Annotated in this window: 16 protein-coding genes; all 16 read right to left on the reverse strand. The window is 48.1% G+C overall.

Annotated elements, in window-relative coordinates; genetic code table 11:
- Positions 1-6: 6 nt before the first annotated feature.
- Complete coding sequence (locus tag JNUCC31_RS14425; protein WP_192272119.1) at positions 7-1287, reverse strand: YycH family regulatory protein; 1281 nt, start codon at positions 1285-1287, stop codon at positions 7-9.
- Positions 1271-3121, reverse strand: a complete 1851-nt coding sequence (gene walK, locus JNUCC31_RS14430; RefSeq protein ID WP_192272121.1) for a cell wall metabolism sensor histidine kinase WalK — start codon at positions 3119-3121, stop codon at positions 1271-1273. Before walK ends, JNUCC31_RS14425 begins: the two co-directional genes overlap by 17 nt.
- Positions 3121-3843 (reverse strand): response regulator YycF, encoded by a 723-nt coding sequence (yycF, locus tag JNUCC31_RS14435; RefSeq protein ID WP_192272123.1) that lies wholly within the window; start codon positions 3841-3843, stop codon positions 3121-3123. Before yycF ends, walK begins: the two co-directional genes overlap by 1 nt.
- Before the next feature lie 266 nt (positions 3844-4109).
- Positions 4110-5642, reverse strand: coding sequence for a peptidoglycan DD-metalloendopeptidase family protein (locus JNUCC31_RS14440; protein WP_192272125.1), 1533 nt, complete (start codon positions 5640-5642; stop codon positions 4110-4112).
- Between the two features lie 562 nt (positions 5643-6204).
- Positions 6205-6990 carry a hypothetical protein gene (locus JNUCC31_RS14445; RefSeq protein WP_192272127.1) on the reverse strand — a complete coding sequence of 262 codons (786 nt, stop codon included), beginning with the start codon at positions 6988-6990 and terminating at the stop codon, positions 6205-6207.
- A gap of 210 nt (positions 6991-7200) precedes the next feature.
- Positions 7201-8487 (reverse strand): adenylosuccinate synthase, encoded by a 1287-nt coding sequence (locus tag JNUCC31_RS14450; protein ID WP_192272130.1) that lies wholly within the window; start codon positions 8485-8487, stop codon positions 7201-7203.
- A gap of 443 nt (positions 8488-8930) precedes the next feature.
- Positions 8931-10292 carry a replicative DNA helicase gene (gene dnaB / locus JNUCC31_RS14455; RefSeq protein ID WP_024629551.1) on the reverse strand — a complete coding sequence of 454 codons (1362 nt, stop codon included), beginning with the start codon at positions 10290-10292 and terminating at the stop codon, positions 8931-8933.
- 1 nt (position 10293) lies between these two features.
- A complete protein-coding gene (gene rplI / locus JNUCC31_RS14460) occupies positions 10294-10737 on the reverse strand; it encodes a 50S ribosomal protein L9 (RefSeq protein WP_192272132.1) in 444 nt (147 codons plus the stop codon).
- A complete protein-coding gene (locus JNUCC31_RS14465; protein WP_192272134.1) occupies positions 10734-12722 on the reverse strand; it encodes a DHH family phosphoesterase in 1989 nt (662 codons plus the stop codon). Before JNUCC31_RS14465 ends, rplI begins: the two co-directional genes overlap by 4 nt.
- An 11-nt stretch (positions 12723-12733) precedes the next feature.
- Complete coding sequence (locus JNUCC31_RS14470; RefSeq protein ID WP_192272136.1) at positions 12734-13645, reverse strand: DUF2232 domain-containing protein; 912 nt, start codon at positions 13643-13645, stop codon at positions 12734-12736.
- Positions 13646-13650: 5 nt separating this feature from the next.
- Positions 13651-13953 carry a MazG-like family protein gene (locus tag JNUCC31_RS14475; protein ID WP_192273015.1) on the reverse strand — a complete coding sequence of 101 codons (303 nt, stop codon included), beginning with the start codon at positions 13951-13953 and terminating at the stop codon, positions 13651-13653.
- A gap of 260 nt (positions 13954-14213) precedes the next feature.
- Entirely contained in the window at positions 14214-14639 is a 426-nt protein-coding gene (locus JNUCC31_RS14480) for a CBS domain-containing protein (RefSeq protein ID WP_192272138.1), read from the reverse strand.
- Between the two features lie 185 nt (positions 14640-14824).
- Positions 14825-15859 (reverse strand): LCP family protein, encoded by a 1035-nt coding sequence (locus JNUCC31_RS14485; RefSeq protein ID WP_192272140.1) that lies wholly within the window; start codon positions 15857-15859, stop codon positions 14825-14827.
- Positions 15860-16113: 254 nt separating this feature from the next.
- Positions 16114-17706 (reverse strand): MFS transporter, encoded by a 1593-nt coding sequence (locus tag JNUCC31_RS14490; protein ID WP_192272142.1) that lies wholly within the window; start codon positions 17704-17706, stop codon positions 16114-16116.
- 231 nt (positions 17707-17937) lie between these two features.
- Entirely contained in the window at positions 17938-20358 is a 2421-nt protein-coding gene (locus JNUCC31_RS14495; RefSeq protein ID WP_228469728.1) for a S9 family peptidase, read from the reverse strand.
- 166 nt (positions 20359-20524) lie between these two features.
- Positions 20525-21415 carry a D-alanyl-D-alanine carboxypeptidase family protein gene (locus JNUCC31_RS14500; protein WP_192272146.1) on the reverse strand — a complete coding sequence of 297 codons (891 nt, stop codon included), beginning with the start codon at positions 21413-21415 and terminating at the stop codon, positions 20525-20527.
- Positions 21416-21542: the final 127 nt, after the last annotated feature.

Below are 21542 nucleotides of genomic sequence, written 5' to 3' on the forward strand. Positions count from 1 at the left end.
AACCCATCAAGAAACGGTGGTCTCCTCCCCGTTGCCGAAACGGATTACCCATACCGGGATCAGCTTCAGCCCGTCCTCAATGCTGGATGGACGGTACGCCGGATACACATCTACGACCTTACGGTTGCTGCCCGCTACCTTCTGGATGAGAGCCTTGAGCTTGTCTCCACCAGGCAATTTGACCGACTTCTTGGTCTCGGCGCCTTCGTTCAGGTATTCGAGCGAACGTTCATAGCTGGACACCGTCTCCTGCTGCATCTCCATGCTGATCGTGCCGAACCTGAACTGCATCGAGTCCATAATCGGGAAGCTGCTGTAATATTGCTGGAACTGAAGTTTCGTCTTCGTATCGGTAGTATCCAGCATCATGCGCGAACGACCTTTCCAGCCGCCATGCTGATTGACAAAATCAACTGCGGAGAGTGCATCCTTTGCTGCATCAATCTGTCCCGCAGGCGGTGCCGCCGGGTCGGTATAACTAATCCAGCGCTGTTCCTGTTTGACTTGCAGACTGCGTTTGCTGTCCGTATAGATCTCCGATCCATCCTTTTCCCGAATGTTCCGGGTCATGCTTGGATCAAAGAACAGGCTGCGCTGCATCTGCTCGACAGTGAACTGGCCTGTTGGCACATCAGCTTCAATCGTTTCCAACGATTCAGCCGGAATATAATATCCGCCATCCATCAACGTATAAGGCGTCCAGTTGCTGCCAAAGTCAACGTGCTGCTGCACGTCCTGTACCGTCAGATCCGCCTGTGTTGCCTCGTAGACCACATCACCTTTGGCGCTGAAGAACAGTGCGTGAGCCTTTGTTTCATTTTTGACCGTATAGATCGAGATTCGGTTAATCGTCTCTCCCTGGAAGAGAGAGTCTGTCCCGAGCCGCATCACACGCTGTAACAACGCTACAGGGATGCCCTCCTTGAACGACAGCTCAAAGCCAGGATTCTCCTTGCGTATCTGATCCCATTTGACGGATTGTACGCTACGACGCTGGAAATCATCAAATGTACGCCCCTGCAACCGTGAATAGATCAGCTGATAGAATGTATTGCCCGGATAAAATACCGTATGTTTATCCTCTCCAAGATGAATAATCATCTGATCGGGGAAAATTAGTTCTTCAATATTGCGTTCCTGGCCCATATTCTCAGTCTTTACATAGTTCGTCTCTGACGTCACAATCGAATCGCCCCCACCAGGCAAACGATAGATCAGAAAGTAGCTTTGCACCAAACTGGCAACGACAAGGGAAGCAAGCACCAGGGATTTAATCCGCTCTTTCAAGGTGCTCCCCTCCTTCCTCGCGCATCGGCAGTGTGAACGTCACCGTTGTTCCCACGTCCACCTCGGACTCCAGTGAGATACTGCCATCATGGGCCTTCACAATTTCCCGGGCAATGGACAGCCCAAGCCCTGTGCCGCCCATACTTCGGGAACGAGCCTTGTCCACCCGATAAAAGCGTTCAAAAATACGATCCAGATCCCGCTGTGGAATCCCCATCCCTGTGTCCGTCACCGAAATGGCAAGCGTGTGTGCATCACTTCTTCTGGCTGCAATCGTAATCTTGCCGCCTTCCAGTGTATACTTCAACGCATTGGATACGACATTATCAAGCACCTGATCAATCTGGTCCCGATCCAGTGGAACTGCCGGAATACCATTCTCAATGGATAATATCGGCTGAATATCCTTCTGATGCATTTGGAACGAGAACCGATCTGTCACTTCCTCCAGCATCTCCATAATGTCTGTCGGCTGTTTGCGCAGCATCGCTTCCTTGGAATCTAGCCTGGACAGATGCAGCAAATCCGTAACCAAACGAATCATCCGCTCCGTCTCATTCTGGATCACTCCAACGAATCGTCCCGCGAGCTGCGGATCTTCCAGAGCTCCGTCATCCAGTGCTTCTGCATAACTCTTAATCGTGGTCAGCGGTGTACGCAGCTCATGGGATACATTCGCCACGAACTCACGACGCGACGCTTCCAGTTCTTCCTGCTCTGTAACGTCCTGAAGCACAGCGATCGTACCTGTAATACCCAGCTCACGACGATGAACAGGTGTAAACGTCATGCGAATGACGACAGGCTCTTCCTGTCCCGCTGGTGCAATCTGAAGAAGTGTTGAGCCCGTGAATCCACTCGCGAGAGCTTCCGCATCCTCCGGATCAATACCGAGCAGCACAGCAAAATGACGTCCTTCAATATCCGCAGGGCGCATGCCCAGAATGCTGCTAGCCCTTCGGTTCACCAGAATGACTTTGCCATACTCATCCGTTGCCACCACACCATCACTCATATTGGTGAGAATGGAGGTGAGCTTCTCCTTCTCCTCTTCGTTCTGGGAGAGTGCATCCCGCAGCCTGCTGGTCATATAGTTAAATGCCCGACTCAGCTGCCCAATCTCATCTGTTCCGAATACAGGGGTCTGCTGATCGAAGTTGCCTTCCGCAACGGCTGTCGCTCTTCGAGTAACTTCCTTAATCGGCTGTGTAATCGTATGCGACAGAATGACACCGAGCACTGCAGTTAATACCAGGGCAATCAAAATGCCCGAGATAAAAATCTTGTTAATGCCCTCCATTGTGGCATATAACTCATTCATTGAGGCCGCGATGTAGACTGCGCCGATAATCTTGCCGCCAGACAGTACCGGCTTGGCAACGACCTTTTTGCGGACATTATCCTCGTCCACGATATATTCCTCGTTGTCCCGAATGCCTTGCAGTGCGCGGCTGACAACGGTTTGGGTGTTTTTGCGACCAATATAGTCCGAATGGGAACTTAGCGAGGTTGTCAGCACTTTGCCGCTGGCATCCAGCACCTGAATCTCAGCGCCGTTAATGTTGAACAGGTTGTTGACCAACACACGCAGGTTTTCCGTTTTGTCCTCGCCAGCCTCAGCCTCTCCACCAGCCATCGTCTCCCCCACAAGCACAGAGAGCATCTCAGCACGCGCCTGCAAATCCTCCGTGAAGTTGCTGGTCAGCGAATTCTTCATCGCACTGACAAAATAAACACCGATCAATTGCATCGCAATCAGAATCAGCAGTACATAGATAATAATCAGTTTCGCCTGAATCGTTCGAAAGAACGAAAATCGCGAGAAACGCCCCATTATATCCCCACGCTTTTGGGACTGCGCACGAGATAACCCAGCCCGCGGCGAGTCAGAATCGTTTCCGGTTTGCTCGGATTCTCCTCAATCTTCTCACGCAGACGACGAATCGTAACATCCACGGTACGTACATCCCCGAAATATTCATATCCCCATACGGCCTGCAGCAGATGTTCCCGTGTCATCACCTTGCCGGAATGCTTCGCCATATAATAGAGAAGTTCGTACTCGCGATGGGTCAGATCCAGCGGTTCGCCGCCTTTGTATGCCGTATACATGTCCATATCAAACGCCAGATCAAACAGCCGCATGATCTGCTTCTCATCGTCTTCTGGCGCTTCAGCCGTGATGGCAGGCTTCTGCCGTCTGCGCATCTGTGCTTTCACCCGGGCGAGCAGCTCGCGCGTACTGAAAGGCTTCGTCACGTAATCATCCGCACCCAGCTCCAGACCGAGCACCTTGTCGATCTCGCCATCTTTTGCAGTCAGCATAATGATCGGCATCTCCAGATGAGCACGCACTTCGCGGCACACATCCATACCGTCCTTGCCTGGCAGCATCAGATCCAGCAGCATCAGATCCGGTTTTTCGGATAACGCCAGTTCAACCGCACGAATGCCATCAAAAGCGCAGATGACCTCGTATCCCTCTTTTTCCAAATTAAACTTCAGAATGTCCGCAATGGGCTGTTCATCGTCCACCACCAAAATCTTCCCCTGCATCGGCTGTCTTCACCCCTATATCCTGCTTGATCCGCCTGAGCGGTCTATCTCTCTTGTTCTTCTTATATACAATGGTGTTTCTCACGATTTCATAGACTATAGTGCATATCATATGGCTTGTTGCCTATAGTCTATAGTTTAACATACCTGAAGCACCGTCACATCCCGATCAGGGTCAATGTGGACCCCAAACTGAAAAAATTTTACAGCAGCAAAAAACAAGGCCAGCATCCTGTGCCAACCTTGCCTTAGATTGCAATATAAAACTAGTTCAAGTATGTCAACGGATTTTCCACTGTTCCGTTCTTGATAATCTCGAAATGCAGATGCGTTCCGGTCGAACGGCCCGTGTTGCCCATTACGCCGATGCTTTCGCCTTTCTCGACGACTTGTCCAACCTTAACGCCAATGCTGTTCAAGTGCCCATAAAGGGTTTCGTATCCATTACGATGGTTAATAATAATAACATTGCCATAACCACTTTTCTGTCCTGCAAAAGTAATCACGCCCTCATCAGACGCTTTCACGTCCCGGTTACCGACAAGATCAACCCCTTTGTGCTGACGACCCCATCGTTGTCCAAAGCTGCTGCTCATCGTAGCATTCGATACGGGCCAAGCGAACTCACCTGTACCTTCACCAACTACCTTGGTTCCACTCAGGACCACTTCAGTAACCGCTGCTTTGATGACTTCTTGGCCTAGCCATTCTTCCTGAACGACTTCACCATTTTCCTTCGTTATTCGATATTGCATGCTTTTCAGACCACTTTGACCTGGACGCACCACTTTTGTTGTGCCTGCTTTGAGCTCAGCACTTTTGCGTACTTCCACCTGCGGTTTAATCTCAATTTGTTCAACCACCTGCTCCACCGATTTAACAGTAACGGCGGGTTTTGGCACGGTCAGCGTAAGCTCGTCCCCAATTTGCAGCGACGTTTCTTTGATGCCCGGATTATGTTTGCGAATTTCGCTCTGCGTAATTTCGTATCTGGCAGCGATGGATGAGATCGTATCTCCTTCACGCACGACATAGGTTACGGGCGCGTCTTTACCAACGGTTAAAGCTTCAACCGCCTCGGACACATCCCATATTTTGTTTGGATCAGCCTTCACCACATCTGTCGCCACATCTTCCTTGATACCCACGGATTTTAGCGTAGTGCTTGGCCCCTCTGCTTTCTTGGAGGCGTTAGCAGATACCGACTTCGTCTTGAACGAACTGCGTACAGCCGATGCCGATATGTATTTGTTCTGCACTTGTTCCAGAATCGCGTCTGCTGTTGCCTGATCCTTCACAATGCCGATCACTTCACCGTCTACCTTGAGCTCTACACCCTTGGCGTAAGCGGTAAGCATGTCTCCGAGCTTGTCCAGTGTCTCATCACTGTTCACAACGGGCTTGTATGCTTTAATAGTTTCAGTCGTGATGCCGTCTGTGTTCAGCACCATTTCCGCTTCTGGATATTTATTTTGGAATTCCTCAGTTTTGTCTGCAAATAATTTCTGTAATTGTGCCTCATCCGTGATGGTGCCAATCTCATTTCCTTTAACCGTCACTTTATAATACGGGACAGTGTTTGCAGCAACGTATTGTTTGCCTGCGAATCCGATCGATGCAGCGATGAATAAACCGCATGCTGCTGTAATGATCCATTTGCGCGAGGCCAGAACGCGCTTTTTATTACCACTGAAGTTGGACATGCTCATGTTGTTTTTGTCTTCGGCCGTCCGGTGTTCCCCGGATTGTTCGTGTTCCCGGTTCTTGCCCGGTTGGCGTATGCCTCTGAAACCTTTCATGATTCTCTCCTTTTCAGCACTTCTTAGTTCGCATTTCTGTTAAGACAACACCCATTGTGCCTGTCCTATGCTTGTCGATATTTGTATTCGGGCGTCCGAAAATCAGGACTTTGGCTGCGCTCTTAAAAGTGTCAAAATTTTAACCTTTAATCACACCCGTATACTTTAACACAGGTTTTACACTCATTTCAACTCTACTCGTCACAGTGCAAAGCCGCACCACGCATGGTTTTCCTATATTATCCACAAGATAGCAGGCCAGTATTCTTACCCATTATGCCTCTATCTCAGTCATACTATGTACTTTTGGTCACTTTTTGAGACTAGGTTCTAAGACCCACTGAAAATTGTTTTTATTTTCATAAAAATACAAATTCAAAAATCCCCACCAGATCAGATCCGGTGAAGGACTTTACGTTTTTTTGGATTGCCGCTATGCTATTATTTCCCGAGTGGACTTTTCAAGGGACCCTTGCTAGATTGCTCTCCTACATGATTTCCACGCAACCGTATCGAATGACTCTAATATGAAAATCCATTCAAGGCAGGCATGTAACTCGGCTCACTCAGCTTGGAGGACCTCCATCAGGTTGTCATACTCCTCACTAGTCAGATACTTGGAGATCACCTGCTCAATATCGCTCAGCTCCTGTTCAGTCAGACCGCCTTCCATAGCGCCTGAGATCTGCTGCATCTCTTTCTGGGGCAGTTTGTTCATCAACAGGCTGAATATTTTCTCTTTTTCCTCCAGTGGCAGCTTGTCCTTCTTGCCAGTAATGTCATCTGGAGATACCACAATCTCATCATTACCCGACGAACCTGTACCATTGGAATTTGTACCAGCTCCGTTGCCTGATGCTGTACCTTTACCCGTTGCTGTACCTGAACCAGTACCTGCATTTGTGTTGGCATCCGCGTCTGTTCCCTTGTCTGAGTTCCCCTCTGAGCTCGATCCCGTAGCCGATGTGTCTGTTCCTGAATCTGCTCCATGACCCTGGTCTGAGCCCGTAGATTCTCCTGAGCTGTTGCCTGTGTCACCAGATTCTCCTTTTTCTGTCCCATTGCCCATAACCGATATCGCATCTTCTGGAACGTGTTCCTCCTCCGCTCCTGCCGGCTGATCTGTCGTGCCCCCCGTTCCCTGCTTCTTCTCTTCACCGGACTTACCTCCCAGTGCCCCCTGAAACATGGCCGTTAGCCCCATCGGCTGGCCCTCCCACTGTATATTGAAACTCGCCAGCAGCGATTTGACATAAGACTGAACAATTAATCCGGTTGTCAGCAGAGTCAGTGAACTGACCAGCAGCACGGTAAGCAATACTTTAATGAACCATTGAAGCAACTTCATACCCGTTTCCCTCCGATTTCCGACCCCCTATACCATTCGATATGCAGGGCCTATGAGTCTACTGTTAACCAGTATTGACGGAAATTCGAGGATTATATCAGGGTACCATGCGAAAAAACCCCAGCCATCGCTATTCAAGCGACAACTGGAGCTCTATTCTGCTTCAACAGCAGCTTAAAATTCAATTCTTTCTTCACTTCTTCTCTTCAATTACTCGTAGATTGGAAGAACCTGGTTCGTTTGTTCACGGTTACGGCCTACGGAGAAGATCGCAATTGGAATGCCTGTCAGTTCGGAAACACGTTTCACATAGTTCTGTGTGTTCACAGGCAGATCTTCCAGATTCTTCGCCCCAGTGATATCTTCACTCCAGCCTGGAAGCTCTTCGTATACCGCTTCACATTCTGCCAACATTTTCAGGCTTGCTGGATAGTGAGTGATAACCTCGCCGCGGAATTTGTATCCCGTGCAGATTTTCACCGTTTCCAGGCCTGTCATTACATCCAGAGAGTTCAAGGAAAGACCTGTAATGCCACTAACACGACGGGCGTGACGAACAACGACACTGTCGAACCAGCCGACACGACGCGGACGTCCAGTTACCGTACCGTACTCATGTCCCGTCTCACGGATTTGGTCACCAATCGCATCATGCAGCTCTGTCGGGAAAGGACCATCTCCTACACGTGTTGTGTAGGCTTTAGCCACACCGATAACCTGCTGAATACGAGCCGGGCCAACGCCAGAACCGATACATACCCCGCCTGCAGACGGATTGGATGAAGTAACAAATGGATAAGTTCCTTGATCAAGGTCCAACATTACGCCTTGTGCGCCTTCAAACAATACTTTTTTGTCCTCATCGATATATTCGTTGAGCACAACCGATGTATCACGTACATACGGACGCAGAATTTCTGCATATCCCAGGTAATCTTTCAGAATTTCTTCAACATCTACAGGCTCGCCGCCATAAACTTGCTCGATGACGCGGTTCTTTTCTTTGACCAAATGACGCAGCTTCAGTTCGAACTCTTCAGCATCGAGCAGATCAACCATACGAATACCGATACGGGCTGATTTGTCCATGTAACATGGACCAATTCCCTTGCCTGTTGTACCGATTTTGTTCGGGCCTTTGCTCTCTTCTTCCAATGCATCCAATACCATGTGATATGGCAGGATGATGTGTGCGCGTTCGCTGATGGACAGGTTTTTGGTCGTAAAGTCATTGTCATGAATATAGTTAATTTCTTCGATGAGTGCTTTCGGGTTGATAACCATGCCGTTACCAATTACACATGCTTTATCCGTGTAGAAGATACCCGATGGAATCATCGTCAGTTTATATTTTTTGTTATCGATCAGAATCGTGTGTCCTGCATTATTACCGCCTTGGTAACGAGCAACCACGTCTGCGGATTCCGCCAAATAATCCGTAATCTTGCCTTTACCTTCGTCTCCCCATTGCGTTCCCACTACAACTACCGTTGACATCGTACATACCTCCGTGGGTGCCTTGCGCACCTTTGTATTGGTCTGTCCGTCCTCTATCTCGGCAGGAATTAGAAGTGAAATTACCAGCGGAGAAGCGTGCTAACGGACAGTGAAAATCCCCCTCTATTTACATCCAAGGGAAGGTTTTCGCTACTTTAACGCAGCAGTACTAGTGTACCAGTCCCTTTTTTCAAAGTCAAATCAAATGGCGAACAATTAGATATAGACAAACCCTAATGTTCGGAATTGACCCCAAATTCCGACGCAAAAAACCGGCGAAGCCAGTCAAAGCTTGCTTGACGGCTAACCCCGGTTATACCATGCGTATTCCAATTCAACGCTATATCTCGTATTCGCAACGTATTTATGAGTTCATATGATCTAATGGTTGATGCCAGGACAGACGATTTCACTTCCATATCGAAGCAGTCTGTGCCTGTCCCCTACATGGCAAAGGCATCATTATGTGCCCGCTCATAGTTAACGAATTTATTAAAGTTTTTCAAGAAGACCAGTTCCACCGTACCTACCGGACCATTACGCTGTTTGGCGATAATAATCTCGATAATGTTTTTCTTCTCGGTCTCCTGATTATAGTAGTCATCCCGGTACAGGAACGCTACGATGTCGGCATCTTGCTCGATCGAACCTGATTCCCGCAAGTCACTCATCATCGGACGTTTATCCTGACGCTGCTCTACCCCCCGGCTCAGCTGAGACAAGGCAATAACTGGAACTTCCAGTTCCCGGCCAATCTGTTTCAGTGTACGCGAGATCTCCGATACCTCTTGTTGACGGTTCTCGCCAGCTTTACCGCGTCCACTAATCAGTTGAAGGTAGTCAATCAGAATCATGCCAAGGCCTTTCTCTTTCTTGAGACGACGGCATTTGGCACGAATGTCGGCCACCGTGATCCCTGGCGTATCGTCAATGTAGATGTTTGCTTCGTTCAAGGCTGCAATGCCCATCGTCAGCTTCTGCCAATCTTCATCACCTTTGAAGTCACCCATACGCATAACACCCGCATCCAGATTGGCCTCTGCACAGATCATACGCTGTACGAGCTGTGCGGCTGACATCTCCAGACTGAATATCGCAACCGTCTCCTGCGCCCGAATCGCTACGTTCTGAGCGATATTCAGGGCGAAGGCGGTCTTCCCTACAGATGGACGTGCCGCTACAATGATCAAGTCACTCCGCTGGAATCCCGCGGTCATCTTGTCCAGATCGATGAAACCGGACGGAATGCCCGTTGTAGTGCCCTTGTTCTGATGCAGCGTCTCTACACGATCGAATACTTCCATCAGTACATCCTGAATGGCTATAAAACCGCTACTGGAGCGTCGGTTGGAAATCTCCAGAATGCGCCGCTCTGCTTCTCCTAGCATAGCCGCAACATCCTCACCGCCCGTGTATCCTTCACTCACAATCTGGGTAGCGGTACGAATCAGGCGACGCAGCATGGATTTCTCTTCAATAATCTGCGCGTAATAATCCACGTTGGCGGCGGTTGGTACACCATGAGCCAGCTTCGCCAGATAACTGACGCCGCCGATGTCCTCCAGCTCGCCTTTATCCTTCAGAAGCGAAGTCAGTGTCACGAGGTCAATCGGTTGATTTCCCTCGCCAAGCTGGATCATCGCTTCAAAGATTAATTGATGGGGTTTATCATAGAAATCCTCGGTTTGCACCCGTTCCATCGCTGTAATCAGGGCTTCGCCCTGCAACAGGATTGCACCCAGCACAGCCTGTTCGGCTTCCAGGTTCTGTGGGGGAATCCGGTCGAATAACATTTCGCCGCCCATCTTACTCCTCCGTTACCTGTACCTTCAAGGTAGCCTTCACTTCAGGGTGAACCTTGACGGTGACTTGCGTTACGCCGAGTGTGCGAATAGGCTCGTCCAGTTCAATTTTGCGTTTGTCGACTTTCAGACCTTTCGCTGCCAGAGCTTCTGCAATTTGTTTGCTTGTAATTGCACCAAACAGACGACCGCCTTCGCCGGATTTAGCTTTCAATTCGGTTGTTTCTGCTTCCAGCTTTTTGGCGAGTGCTTCCGCTTCTGCCTTCTCTTCCTGTTTGCGTCTATCTTCTGCAGCCTTCTGGTTATCCAGTGTTTTCATGTTTCCGTCTGTTGCTGGACGTGCGATTCCCCGTGGCAGAAGGAAGTTCTGTGCGTAACCCTCAGATACTTCCTTCACTTGTCCTTTTTTGCCTTGACCCTTCATATCTTTTATAAAAATGACTTTCATTCGAACAAACCCTCTTCCTTTTCGATTTCAGCCAGTACGTTCGTCAGCCGTTTTTCCGCCTCTCCAAGCGTTCCTTCAAGCTGCACGGCAGCATTCGTCAAATGCCCGCCACCGCCCAGTCGTTCCATAACCACCTGAACATTCATTCGCCCCAGTGATCTCGCGCTGATACCGATCAGCCCATCCGGACGTTCACTAATAACAAATGAAGCGACCACGTCGGTCATATTGAGCAAGATGTCCGCCACTTGGGCGATCATCATCTGTGGAATCTTGCTGCCAGGGTCCGTGACCGCCAGCGCAATGTTCCCGTATACCATTTTAGCATGCTTTATGATTTCTGCCTTAGCAATATATTCTGACAGATCCTCCTTCATCAGCCGCTGGATCATAATGGTATCTGCACCACTACGACGCAGGAAACCTGCGGCTTCAAACGTTCTCGAACCCGTATGGAGTGCAAAATGCTTCGTATCCACCGTGATTCCGGCTAATAGCGCCGTCGCTTCCAGCGGAGTGAATTGCACCTTGTCATGAATATACTGAAGAAGCTCCGTCACCAGTTCTGCTGCCGAGGAAGCATATGGCTCCAGGTAGATCAGAACTGCATCGTTGATGAATTCCTCACCCCGACGATGGTGATCCACGACCACTACACGTGTAGCGGATTGAACCAGCTTTGGCTCCATTGTCATGGATGCTTTGTGTGTATCAACAACGACAAGCAGGGTATGCTCTGTCATCATCTGGGTCGCCTGTTCCGGTAATACAAATGCTTTGGACAACTTCTCATCCTTGCTCACCTGTTCCATCAGGCGTTCGATGGATGGGTTAGGTCCGTCGAGCACGATTCGTGCCTCCACGTTATACAAGCTCGCGGCCTTCCATACCCCGATCGAGGCACCAATCGCATCCATATCGGGCATTTTGTGTCCCATAATAATGACCCGATCGCTCTCTTGCATCAAATCACGCAACGCATGGGCAATAACCCGGGCTCTTACCCGTGTACGTTTCTCCACCGCGTTGGACTTTCCACCGTAAAAGGATAACCGCTGGCCCGACTTCACGGCAGCCTGATCGCCACCGCGGCCAAGTGCCATATCCAGACTGGACTGAGCCAGTTCACCCATCTCACTGATGCTATCCGAACCGAATGCCAGTCCAACACTTAGGGTCATCGGCACCTTAAGATCAGCAGTCATCTCCCGGACTTCATCCAAAATGATGAACCGACTTTGCTCCAGCTCCTGTAAAGACTTATGGTTTAACATCATGAGGTAACGATCAGAGGACAGGCGACGCAGATATACTTCATACCGCTTCGCCCAAGATGTTATCTCACTCGTCACACGAGCAATCAGCGCCGTTCGCTGCTGATCGTCCATGCCCTGAGCTGCTTCGTCCAGGTTATCCAGCACCAAAATTCCCAGTGCAATACGTTCATTCTCATATTTGTCACGGAGAATGGCTAGCTCCGTAATCTCGTATACATATACATACCGCTCCTGCGGATTATGAATAACTCCATAATACCGATCGTCCAACTGAAATTCATCATGAAGTTCCTTGGACGGCTCCTTGGACCCATCCTTCTTCTCTTTTGGTTGAGGAAGTTTGGGAAACAAATTTTGCAGCGGATTGCCAACCATCGTCTTCTCCTGGAACATGTCTGCGACGAAGCGATTGTGCCACTCTACCGTACGATCTTCGCTATACAGCACAATACCGAATGGGAGCATGCTGACCGCTTCCCCCTCCATCCGTTTGATCCGGATGGACAGGCCATTAATATAGTCGTTAAGCTCACGGCGGAACGCGAGTTCCGCCTTAATCATGACGATTCCCAGCGCCGAAGCGAGTATCAGACTAATCAAACCAAGCTCCCAATTATAGATGGTCACGAACATAACAAGCAGTAGCAGCAGTATGAACGCCCATACGGTATAGTAGCCGTGCCAGCGTTTCTTGAGAAATTTAGGCATGACTCATCACCCTATCGTTTTGGTTTCGATATTGCCTCGCGAAGCGGGAACGCCAGATCGATAATCCCGATAATCCGCAGCGGTCCGATAAAGAATACGGCTGCCGCCAGCAAATACGGTACAACCGGATTCCATTTCTTTGCATGCGAGAGAAAGAAAAAGAATCCGATGGCTTGAATCATGAAGCCGAGGTTAATCAGAGGCGACAGATTCATGGCAATCATGGTCCAGTACGTTCCGTCACTCTGTCTGGATATAACTTCGAACAACAATGCTAGGAAATAATACCAGATCAGGGCACGCGGCATACGCCATTCACGCGCAGGTGGAAATTTAGGTACAATAACGCCCATGACATTCAGAATTGGACGGGCAATCAAATGTGTAATTAGAGCCATGACCAGGGACGTGACCACCAAGGCGAATGGAATCATAAGTTGTGTCTGCCGAGCGACATCCTGAGTCATTTCAGGTGTCCATGCAAACCCATTTACCATCTGGTTGGATGTATTCGTCAGAGGTTCAATGGTCAGCCTGACCACATCATCAATATAACTCGACAAATCAAATTGGAAGATTACACTTCCAATCAACAGGAGCAGCAGATATTCGGCCAGCATGGCTCCACTTCCCGCCATTAGTGCGAACAGGGCCGATTTCTTTTTCTTGTACGCATTGCCCATGATGATGGCCGGCAGGGTGAACAATAGCAGTAGTAACAGATAAATGGGACTAAACACAGTCAAAATAATCGCCACAGGGACGAGATGCCATATAAATGATTTCACCGATAGAGAAGCAAACAAAATCACTCCTGGAATCATCATGAAAAATATGGCCAAGACCGATAAAGGCGTTAACAGCGAAAGTAGCAAGAGCAGATAAACGACGCTCCAGACAGCTGATTTAAAGCTAAATTTCAACAAATTCACCTCTTACGCATGTGATCTTCTAGCGCGGAAATATCCTGGTACCAGTCTTCCAGCTGGTGACCTTCCTGTTTATGCTTTCTCAATTTCTCAACAAGCAGTGCATCCAAATCCTTGAAAGGAATACCGAGCCTGCGGCCCAATATGTAACTACTCATCATCAAGCTGGCGAGACTGTCCCCGATCCGGGTCGTACTTCCTTCCCACAACGCTTTGAATAATCGGGATACCTGATCAAGCACTTCGGTTTTCAGCCATTCAATCACTTTAGCGCGTTTGGCTACATCCAGTTCTTTAGGCATATTGGCGAAAGTCACTCTCCCCGAAAAAGCTTTATTCTCCATTATAGCATAAAAAGGGGGGCCGCAAAATTACCCCAAAAAGCGGAGTCATCCTCCGAGACTCATCTAGGTACTTTGCGGGAACCCCGTACAACAAATCATCTCTTCATTACTAGAAAATTCATTTAAGTTCGCTATTGTTCAGCTCATCTTAAGTTTAACATGATACCGGACGGCTTTGATTATCCGCGATACGGCAACAAATATGAAATTTGTACGACTTACTTAGCCTTTATGGATTCCTTGGACACAATACCTTCGCAATATTCAATGATCTGACTCCGTCTTACAATACCAATGAAACGCTCCATATCATCAACAACCGGTACAAAGTTCTGGACTTTAGCCAGATTGATCAGATCCTCCATATTAGCGTCAATGGATACTGGCTTGATATCGAGTCGAAGCGGAACGTCCTTGAGCAGAAATTTTGAAGCGTTTTCAAATGAAATCTTTCCCTCAGAGTTCTTCATATACCACAGCAGGTCACCTTCGGTTACTGTGCCGATATATTTGCCTTCCTTATTCAAAATGGGCACCGCCGTAAACCGATGATATTCCATCCGTTCCAACGTTTGCCGCAGAGTAGAATCCGACGTTACACATGTAACTTCTTGTTTGGGCAGCAAAAAAAATGCGATGTTCATACCCTTACGTATCCTCCTTGTGAATTTCATCGTTCAACTTTTCTCGCTCAACTTACATAGTACGAATCAGAACGCAAGATGTTCCAAAAGGACATGATTTCTTCTACAAAGTAAAAAAAAACAGCAGCCCGCCAATAAACGCACTGCTGATTGTTGTCTGAAACATAACGTCTGTATGGAATTGGTTACTCGATCTGCTGCCGGTCAGGAATCATCACTTCACCGGCTGGGGTCGATTGATCCATCCAGTTGTTAATCAGCTCTTTGGCATATTGGACGTCTTTCTCATCTGCCTTGCCGTAATAAATTCCGTCTTTCCGCATCCCCTCGCCCAGAATGGTGAAGCTTGAGATTTGCGGTTTCTCCTGAGTCAGTACCTGTTTGGCGAGATCAATAATAAAGGAAGGCTGCATATCCGTCTGGAAGCTGTCCCCCATAATCTGAATCAACTCCGGAATTTTACCGATGGCGTTGAGGTTAAGCATTTCATTTGCCATCGCATTCAGGAAAATCTGCTGCCGCTTGGTCCGATTAAAATCGCTATCCTCACGGTATCGTACATAATATAGTGCTTCCTGTCCGTCGTAGATCGGCTTACCACCTTCAATCGTGAACTGCACATGTTCCGGGTTCTTGTTCACAATGTCCTCATCAATGGGCAGCTTCACGCCGCCAAGTGCATCAACCACTTTTTTAATCCCGTCAAAGTTAATCGTTGCATAGTAACCTACATCCGCATCGAGAAACTTCTCCACCGTATTGATAGACATATTCTCCCCACCGAAAGCGTAGGCATGCGCGAGCTTGTCATAATCATCCTCACCATCCTTGTTCGCATCTCGTCCAACAATCTGCACATACGTGTCACGAGGAATGGATACCAGGAGCACACGGGATTCTTTCGGACGAACAACGGCATAGATGACCGTATCTGAGCGACCACGCGTCTTCTCATAGGCACGTTTGTCCGAGCCTAGTAACAACACTGAGAACGGTTCTTTGCGATAAACAGTGGGATCAGGTGTGTTATTGCCTTCCTGGGGCACATAGGAACGGGACAACTGATCTTCTACCGAACTAGCAAGAAACAGATCGAAGGCTGCTACAGCAAGCTGCTGGCGAAACAAATAGCCCCCGATTAACAAAACTACGAGCGATACGAGCGTTATATATAGACCTTTTCTTCGTTTCTTCTTCTTATCTTTAGTTCTGCTTGTCATCCATCGATTCCTTCTTCTCTGTCAAAATGAATTGCTCTTCATTCCTGCTAAACATCATTAAACTTTGGCGATGGCCTATGACACGGTGTCCTCTGAAGTTTTCTCTATTTGAAAGAGGATACCGCTCACGCTCGTTCTATTGTAATCATTGCTGGATGATGAAAAGTTACAATACGGTTAAATTGAACAGAACAGTGTGTCCTTTTGGGGATCAAAAAAGGGCACTGTTCTATTCATATGAACTATTTATTCATTTATCTCGTTGATGCTGTCTCCACAAGATTCCTCTTCTCGTTATGACGCAGACGTCCTGTAATAAGCGCCGCCACCAGCGTGAGTATACTGAAAATGACTGCCGACCAGAACAGTCCACTATAACCCTGGCCTGTCGTATGGTGAACAGCTTGTAACAATACATCCCGAATGCCCGGATCAGGGATTTGAGACAGGCCTTCTGTTAGGCTGGAGAGATCGCTGCCTGACGCTGCACTGACGCCGGAGGCATATTGCTGAAGCACCTCAGGTGGCACTTGAATGCCCTGATCTGCAAGTCCACTCTGAATGTTCGTGCCCAGGTTAGAGAAGGAGCGAGCAAGAAAGCCGGCAAAAATGGTAGGCGCAATTGCCATAGCCATCTGACGGAACAGGGAACTGGTTGCGACTGCGATACCCTTGTTGTTATCACCCGCCTGCTCGGTAACCAGCACGTTCACTGGTGCTCCCAGCATCATGCCAAAGCCGACCCCTACGAGTATGCTCGCAATTACAAACTGCCAGATATGCTCTACCCATAGCGGGAATAACAGGAAGCCAATAGCGGATAACAGTCCGGCCACCGATAACGTCCAGATCGGCCCTTTGCGGTCCACAAGATAACCGCCTCCACCCGCTCCGATCCCGGAAGCCAGAGCAAGCGGTGTAAACCAATAGCCAGAAGCTGTGTTGGATACCCCAAGGTATTGTTCAACAAAACCTGGAATGAAGATTACGGATGCGAGAATGGCACCCGAGAAAAAAGCGATCAACAGTGTCCAACGGAAGGACGCGATGCCCAGAAGCTGAGTGGATACGACAGGCTCACGTTGTGATCCTTCCAGCCTTTTTTCAAGAAAATAGAAGAGAACCAGAATGACCACACCTGCCAGGAAGAAGCCGTAGAACATCGGTGAGCCGAGACTTTGCAGCATATTTACACCGTCCAGGTTGCTGAAGCTATACATCAGACTGAGCACGCCAAGCGTCAAGACCGCGATACCACTCCAGTCTACCGCCGAACGGCTCAGTTCCTGTTCTTCATGAATATAACGGATGCCTGCAATAAACAGTAAAATGGCGATCGGTACGTTGATCAGGAACAACCAATGCCAATTCCCTGTAATATCCAGAATAAAAGCACCAATATTCGGTCCCAGAATCGCAGCAACACCGTTCATGCCACCCAGCAGACCCAGCGCTGTACCCTGCCGTTCTGCGGGGAACTTACTCAGTACATACGAACTGGCAATAATGAAAATGCCGCCACCACCTAACGCTTGAATGACACGAGCGATCAGGAAGAAGGTAAATGATGTGCTTAGTGCTACAAGCAATGACCCAACCCCAAAGAGAGCCACTTCAATCAGAAACAGCTTCTTGCGACCATAACGGTCGGAGAGCTTACCTGCAATCGGCACACTCACCGCAAGTCCCAGCGTATAGAGCGTGATTGTCCATGCTCCCCAAGTCGGTGACACTCCAAACGATGCATTTAGAGTCGTTAGGGACGAGGTAATAATCCCATTATCCAGCGCAGCCATAAACACCCCAATAGCAAACAGGATAAGCGGCCACTTCATTTGTTTTTGCATCACATGTTTCCTCCCGATCAGAATGCAATTTAGCAGCGTAAGGCTGGAATGTTACATATATATTAAACTTGATTAAACAATTATGACTCATTGGTCATTTTAAATGAGATGGATTCCTTATGTCAATTCAATACTATGTTACCTCCATCTGTTTAATCCCTGCTCCATAAAATAAAACCGTCCCACAGATTCTTCGGAACCTGCGGGCGGCTTTCATTTTTAACTCTACTACTATTGCTCCATCAGATGTCGATTCAGAAATTTCTCAATTGCACGGTACAGATCAAGCTGATTCTCCACATTGGCGAATCCATGTCCTTCATTGGCCTTTAACATATATGGCACATCCACGCCACGTTTGCGCAGAGCCTCCACAATCTGATCGGACTCCGCCTGTTTGACACGTGGATCATTGGCACCCTGGACTACGAACAATGGAGCTTTCATCTGATCGATATGGAACAGTGGTGAGACAGCTGTCAGCAGCTCCTTGTCTTTCTCTGGATCACCCATGCGTTCATAGAACATGTTGCGCTCGGACTCCCAATATGGCGGTAGTGAATCGAGCAGAGTGAACAGGTTAGATGGACCAACATAGCTAATGCCTGCAGCATAGACATCCGGTGTAAAAGCTAATCCTGCGAGAGCGGCATATCCGCCGTATGACCCACCATAGATGGCTACACGCTTCGGATCAACTGTTCCCTCTTTAACCAGCCAGTTTACGCCGTCTGTGAGATCATCTTGCATAGCTTTCCCCCACTCTTTATTCCCGGCATCCAGGAATGCCTTTCCGTATCCGGTCGACCCACGGAAATTCACCTGTAGTACGGCATAGCCACGGCTTGCAAGAAATTGGATTTCCGGGCTAAAGCCCCACGAATCTCGAGCCCATGGACCCCCATGCGGAACAACAACCAGCGGCAATTGGGAAGCTTCAGCACCGTTTGGCAATGTCAGATAACCATGAAGCGTTAAGCCATCACGCGACTTATACGTAATAGGTTTTACATCCGACATTTTGCTCTCATCGATCCAAGGAGCCGCATCAGCTAATTTATCCAGCTTACCCGTCTTGGAATCGTAAAAGTAATAGGTACCCATCGATTTATCGCTATACGCAACAAACAGAACCTGGCCTTCACCACTTATGTTTGAAATACTCACTTCTTTACCTGGAACCTTTACCTGAATATCCTGCATCATTTTTTTGAAATCATTGTCGAAGTATTCATAGTTCAACTTGTCCGTCTCATAGACAGCTGCAAGGATAGTGCCCTTTTCTTTAGAAGGAACGAAACTGGATACATCCACATCTTTATTTTCATAGATGGTTTTCGTTACTTTTTTGCTGCTTGGGTTGTATTCGACAATAGCTGTTTTATCCCGATCCAAATTGGATACAGCATAGATGTTTTTGTTTTCATACGTGAACATCACCGGAGCAAATGTTTCTCCAAGTTTGGTGGTCATCAAATTCTCAAATGGTTTATCTTCCGATTCACGATACATCAACGACGAGACATTACCATCACTGGATATGGCCACACGGATTTTACCCTCATGGTCCGTAAGCCAGCCCGTGATATTGCCCGGGTTCTCTGCAGCAAGCACAGCCTCACCTGTCTTGATGTTAATCCGGTACACGTCAAAGATCCGAGGATCACGTTTGTTCATTCCCACAAGAATCTCATCCGGAATATTCTCCAGAGAGTCTACCAGGATCGCTCTTGTATTCGGATATGGGGTCAGATCCTTGCTGTTTTTGCCATCGATATCCGTTACATAAATATGATAGTTCTCATCCCCAGCTTCATCTTTTACATACAGTAGCTTATCTTTCGTTGCCCACACAAATGCAGCTATGCTGCGCTCTGTCTCACCTGTAATACGTACCGGCTTGTCCTGACCATTTTCTTTCACCACAATATTCATTCGATTGTTCCAAGGCTCCATGTAAGCCAGATGTTTACCATCCGGAGACATTTGGAATCCTGCTTGAGCCGGCTGTTTGAAGAAGTCTTCCAGAGGTGTAAGACCTTCTGACTGCACATCAAGTCCAAGAGCGAGGTACAGCGCATCAGCGAACTCACCATGGGTCACAGATTTTTTGGCGTTAAACGCACTGCCTTCAATAATAAAATGCTGCTTCAGACGAATGGCATCCTCCGTATGTACCTTCGGAATCTGCTCCATATCACTGTATACAACCTGAATGCCATTATCCTTCAGTTCAAATGCCCGAGTAAACAACGATGCCATCTGTGCTCTTGTGAGAGCTGCATCTGGTGCATATCCTTTGGCCTGTCCTTGAATAAGTCTGCTTTGCTTCAGCGCGTAAATGGCGGGCGCAGCTTCATCTTTGGCCAGAACATCTGCGAAGCCTGTAAGAGAGGCTGGAGCATCCAGTTTAAGTACACGCTGTAGAATGATTGCCGCCTCGGCGCGAGTAATTGGTGTTTGTGACTCTTTCATTCCATCTGTTATGCCGTCTATGTATCCCAGTTGCTGTAGTGTCTGTGTTGCCTTCGAAGCAATGGTTTCTGCGACTGTCGCCGTCGGCTTAACCGCTTCTGCTGCCTGGACCGCTGGTTGAATCAGAGCGATGGACATCGCCATGCTAAGCGTAAGAGCATATACCTTTTTACTCATTGCGTTCAAACCAATTCCCCCTCTTAAAGTGAATTACAAGATAATTTGGGATTATACGTAAATCATTTTACCATGCTCAACCACAGGTTAACAGCGTAGAGCACCTCGAATATCGATTACGGAGTACGGGTTGTATAACACCGTCAAGTAATGTTCGAAATATGGTCTACTTAGAACCGGAAAAACCATAATTGAACAGCTTGCGCGTTTCGATGAAACGCCCTTCTTGACTATCCGAACCCAGCACAACTGAAATCAGCCGCTTGCCATCCCGCTCTGCTGTTCCAACGAAGTGATATCCGGAGGCCTCATCATAACCGGTCTTCAATCCATCATTTCCATCATAGGCATATGGTCCACCGATGGAAGACAACATCCAGTTGGTGTTACTCATGTACATTCCCTTTTGGTGCATCGACACCTGCATCTGGCTGGATACGCTCAAGAATTCAGGGTGATTATGGAGCAGATAACGTGCAAGCTTGCATGCATCTACAGCAGTCATTACGGTCTGCCCTTGTATTTCCTTTGGATGATTGGGGCCAAGCCGCTTCTCACTTAGACCTGTTGAATTGGTAAACACTGTCTTATCAGACAATCCTAATTCCGCCGCCTTCTGATTCATCTTTTGTGTAAAAGTTTGCTCTGTCCCACTGATATGTTCAGCCAGAGCAACGGCAGCATCATTCGCGGAATAGACGGCTACAATCTGGAATAGTTCCTGTACAGTGAACTGTTCTCCTTGTTTCAAAGCCAGATGGTTGCCTCCTACCGAGCTCGCATACAAGCTAATATTAACTGGATCGTCCCAACGCACCTCTCCGTTGATAACAGCTTCCATCACAAGCAGTTCTGTCATCAATTTACTGATCCCTGCAGGTGCAATAGATTCGGAACCATTATAGTTGATTAGGATCTGTTCGGAGTTCATATCCATTAGTACTGCCGCTTCAGCTTTGATTCCGGGTTTGCCTACCAGCATGTCCGGTTTCAAACCCACATATATAATGACCAGCAGAGCCAGCAGCATTCCTGCCCGTTTCCACCATATTCTCATCAGAAAATCACCTCTTACTGATATAGACGAAGTGAAGAGGCATTTTGTCTGCAATTTTTATAAAAAAAGTTAAATTTTTTTTATTTTTTTGTAACCATAAAAAACATGGACTCCATACCCCCATGCC

This window comes from Paenibacillus sp. JNUCC-31 (assembly GCF_014844075.1).
In the GTDB taxonomy this organism is placed as follows: Bacteria; Bacillota; Bacilli; order Paenibacillales; family Paenibacillaceae; genus Paenibacillus.

What these genes read in the sequence shown, in the direction of transcription:
- walK (WP_192272121.1), bottom strand. Translation starts at nt 3,121, where the DNA reads ATGGGGCGTTTCTCGCGATTTTCGTTCTTTCGAACGATTCAGGCGAAA.
- yycF (WP_192272123.1), bottom strand. Translation starts at nt 3,843, where the DNA reads ATGCAGGGGAAGATTTTGGTGGTGGACGATGAACAGCCCATTGCGGAC.
- JNUCC31_RS14440 (WP_192272125.1), bottom strand. Translation starts at nt 5,642, where the DNA reads ATGAAAGGTTTCAGAGGCATACGCCAACCGGGCAAGAACCGGGAACAC.
- JNUCC31_RS14445 (WP_192272127.1), bottom strand. Translation starts at nt 6,990, where the DNA reads ATGAAGTTGCTTCAATGGTTCATTAAAGTATTGCTTACCGTGCTGCTG.
- JNUCC31_RS14450 (WP_192272130.1), bottom strand. Translation starts at nt 8,487, where the DNA reads ATGTCAACGGTAGTTGTAGTGGGAACGCAATGGGGAGACGAAGGTAAA.
- dnaB (WP_024629551.1), bottom strand. Translation starts at nt 10,292, where the DNA reads ATGGGCGGCGAAATGTTATTCGACCGGATTCCCCCACAGAACCTGGAA.
- rplI (WP_192272132.1), bottom strand. Translation starts at nt 10,737, where the DNA reads ATGAAAGTCATTTTTATAAAAGATATGAAGGGTCAAGGCAAAAAAGGA.
- JNUCC31_RS14465 (WP_192272134.1), bottom strand. Translation starts at nt 12,722, where the DNA reads ATGCCTAAATTTCTCAAGAAACGCTGGCACGGCTACTATACCGTATGG.
- JNUCC31_RS14475 (WP_192273015.1), bottom strand. Translation starts at nt 13,953, where the DNA reads ATGCCTAAAGAACTGGATGTAGCCAAACGCGCTAAAGTGATTGAATGG.
- JNUCC31_RS14480 (WP_192272138.1), bottom strand. Translation starts at nt 14,639, where the DNA reads ATGAACATCGCATTTTTTTTGCTGCCCAAACAAGAAGTTACATGTGTA.
- JNUCC31_RS14485 (WP_192272140.1), bottom strand. Translation starts at nt 15,859, where the DNA reads ATGACAAGCAGAACTAAAGATAAGAAGAAGAAACGAAGAAAAGGTCTA.
- JNUCC31_RS14490 (WP_192272142.1), bottom strand. Translation starts at nt 17,706, where the DNA reads ATGCAAAAACAAATGAAGTGGCCGCTTATCCTGTTTGCTATTGGGGTG.
- JNUCC31_RS14495 (WP_228469728.1), bottom strand. Translation starts at nt 20,358, where the DNA reads ATGAGTAAAAAGGTATATGCTCTTACGCTTAGCATGGCGATGTCCATC.
- JNUCC31_RS14500 (WP_192272146.1), bottom strand. Translation starts at nt 21,415, where the DNA reads ATGAGAATATGGTGGAAACGGGCAGGAATGCTGCTGGCTCTGCTGGTC.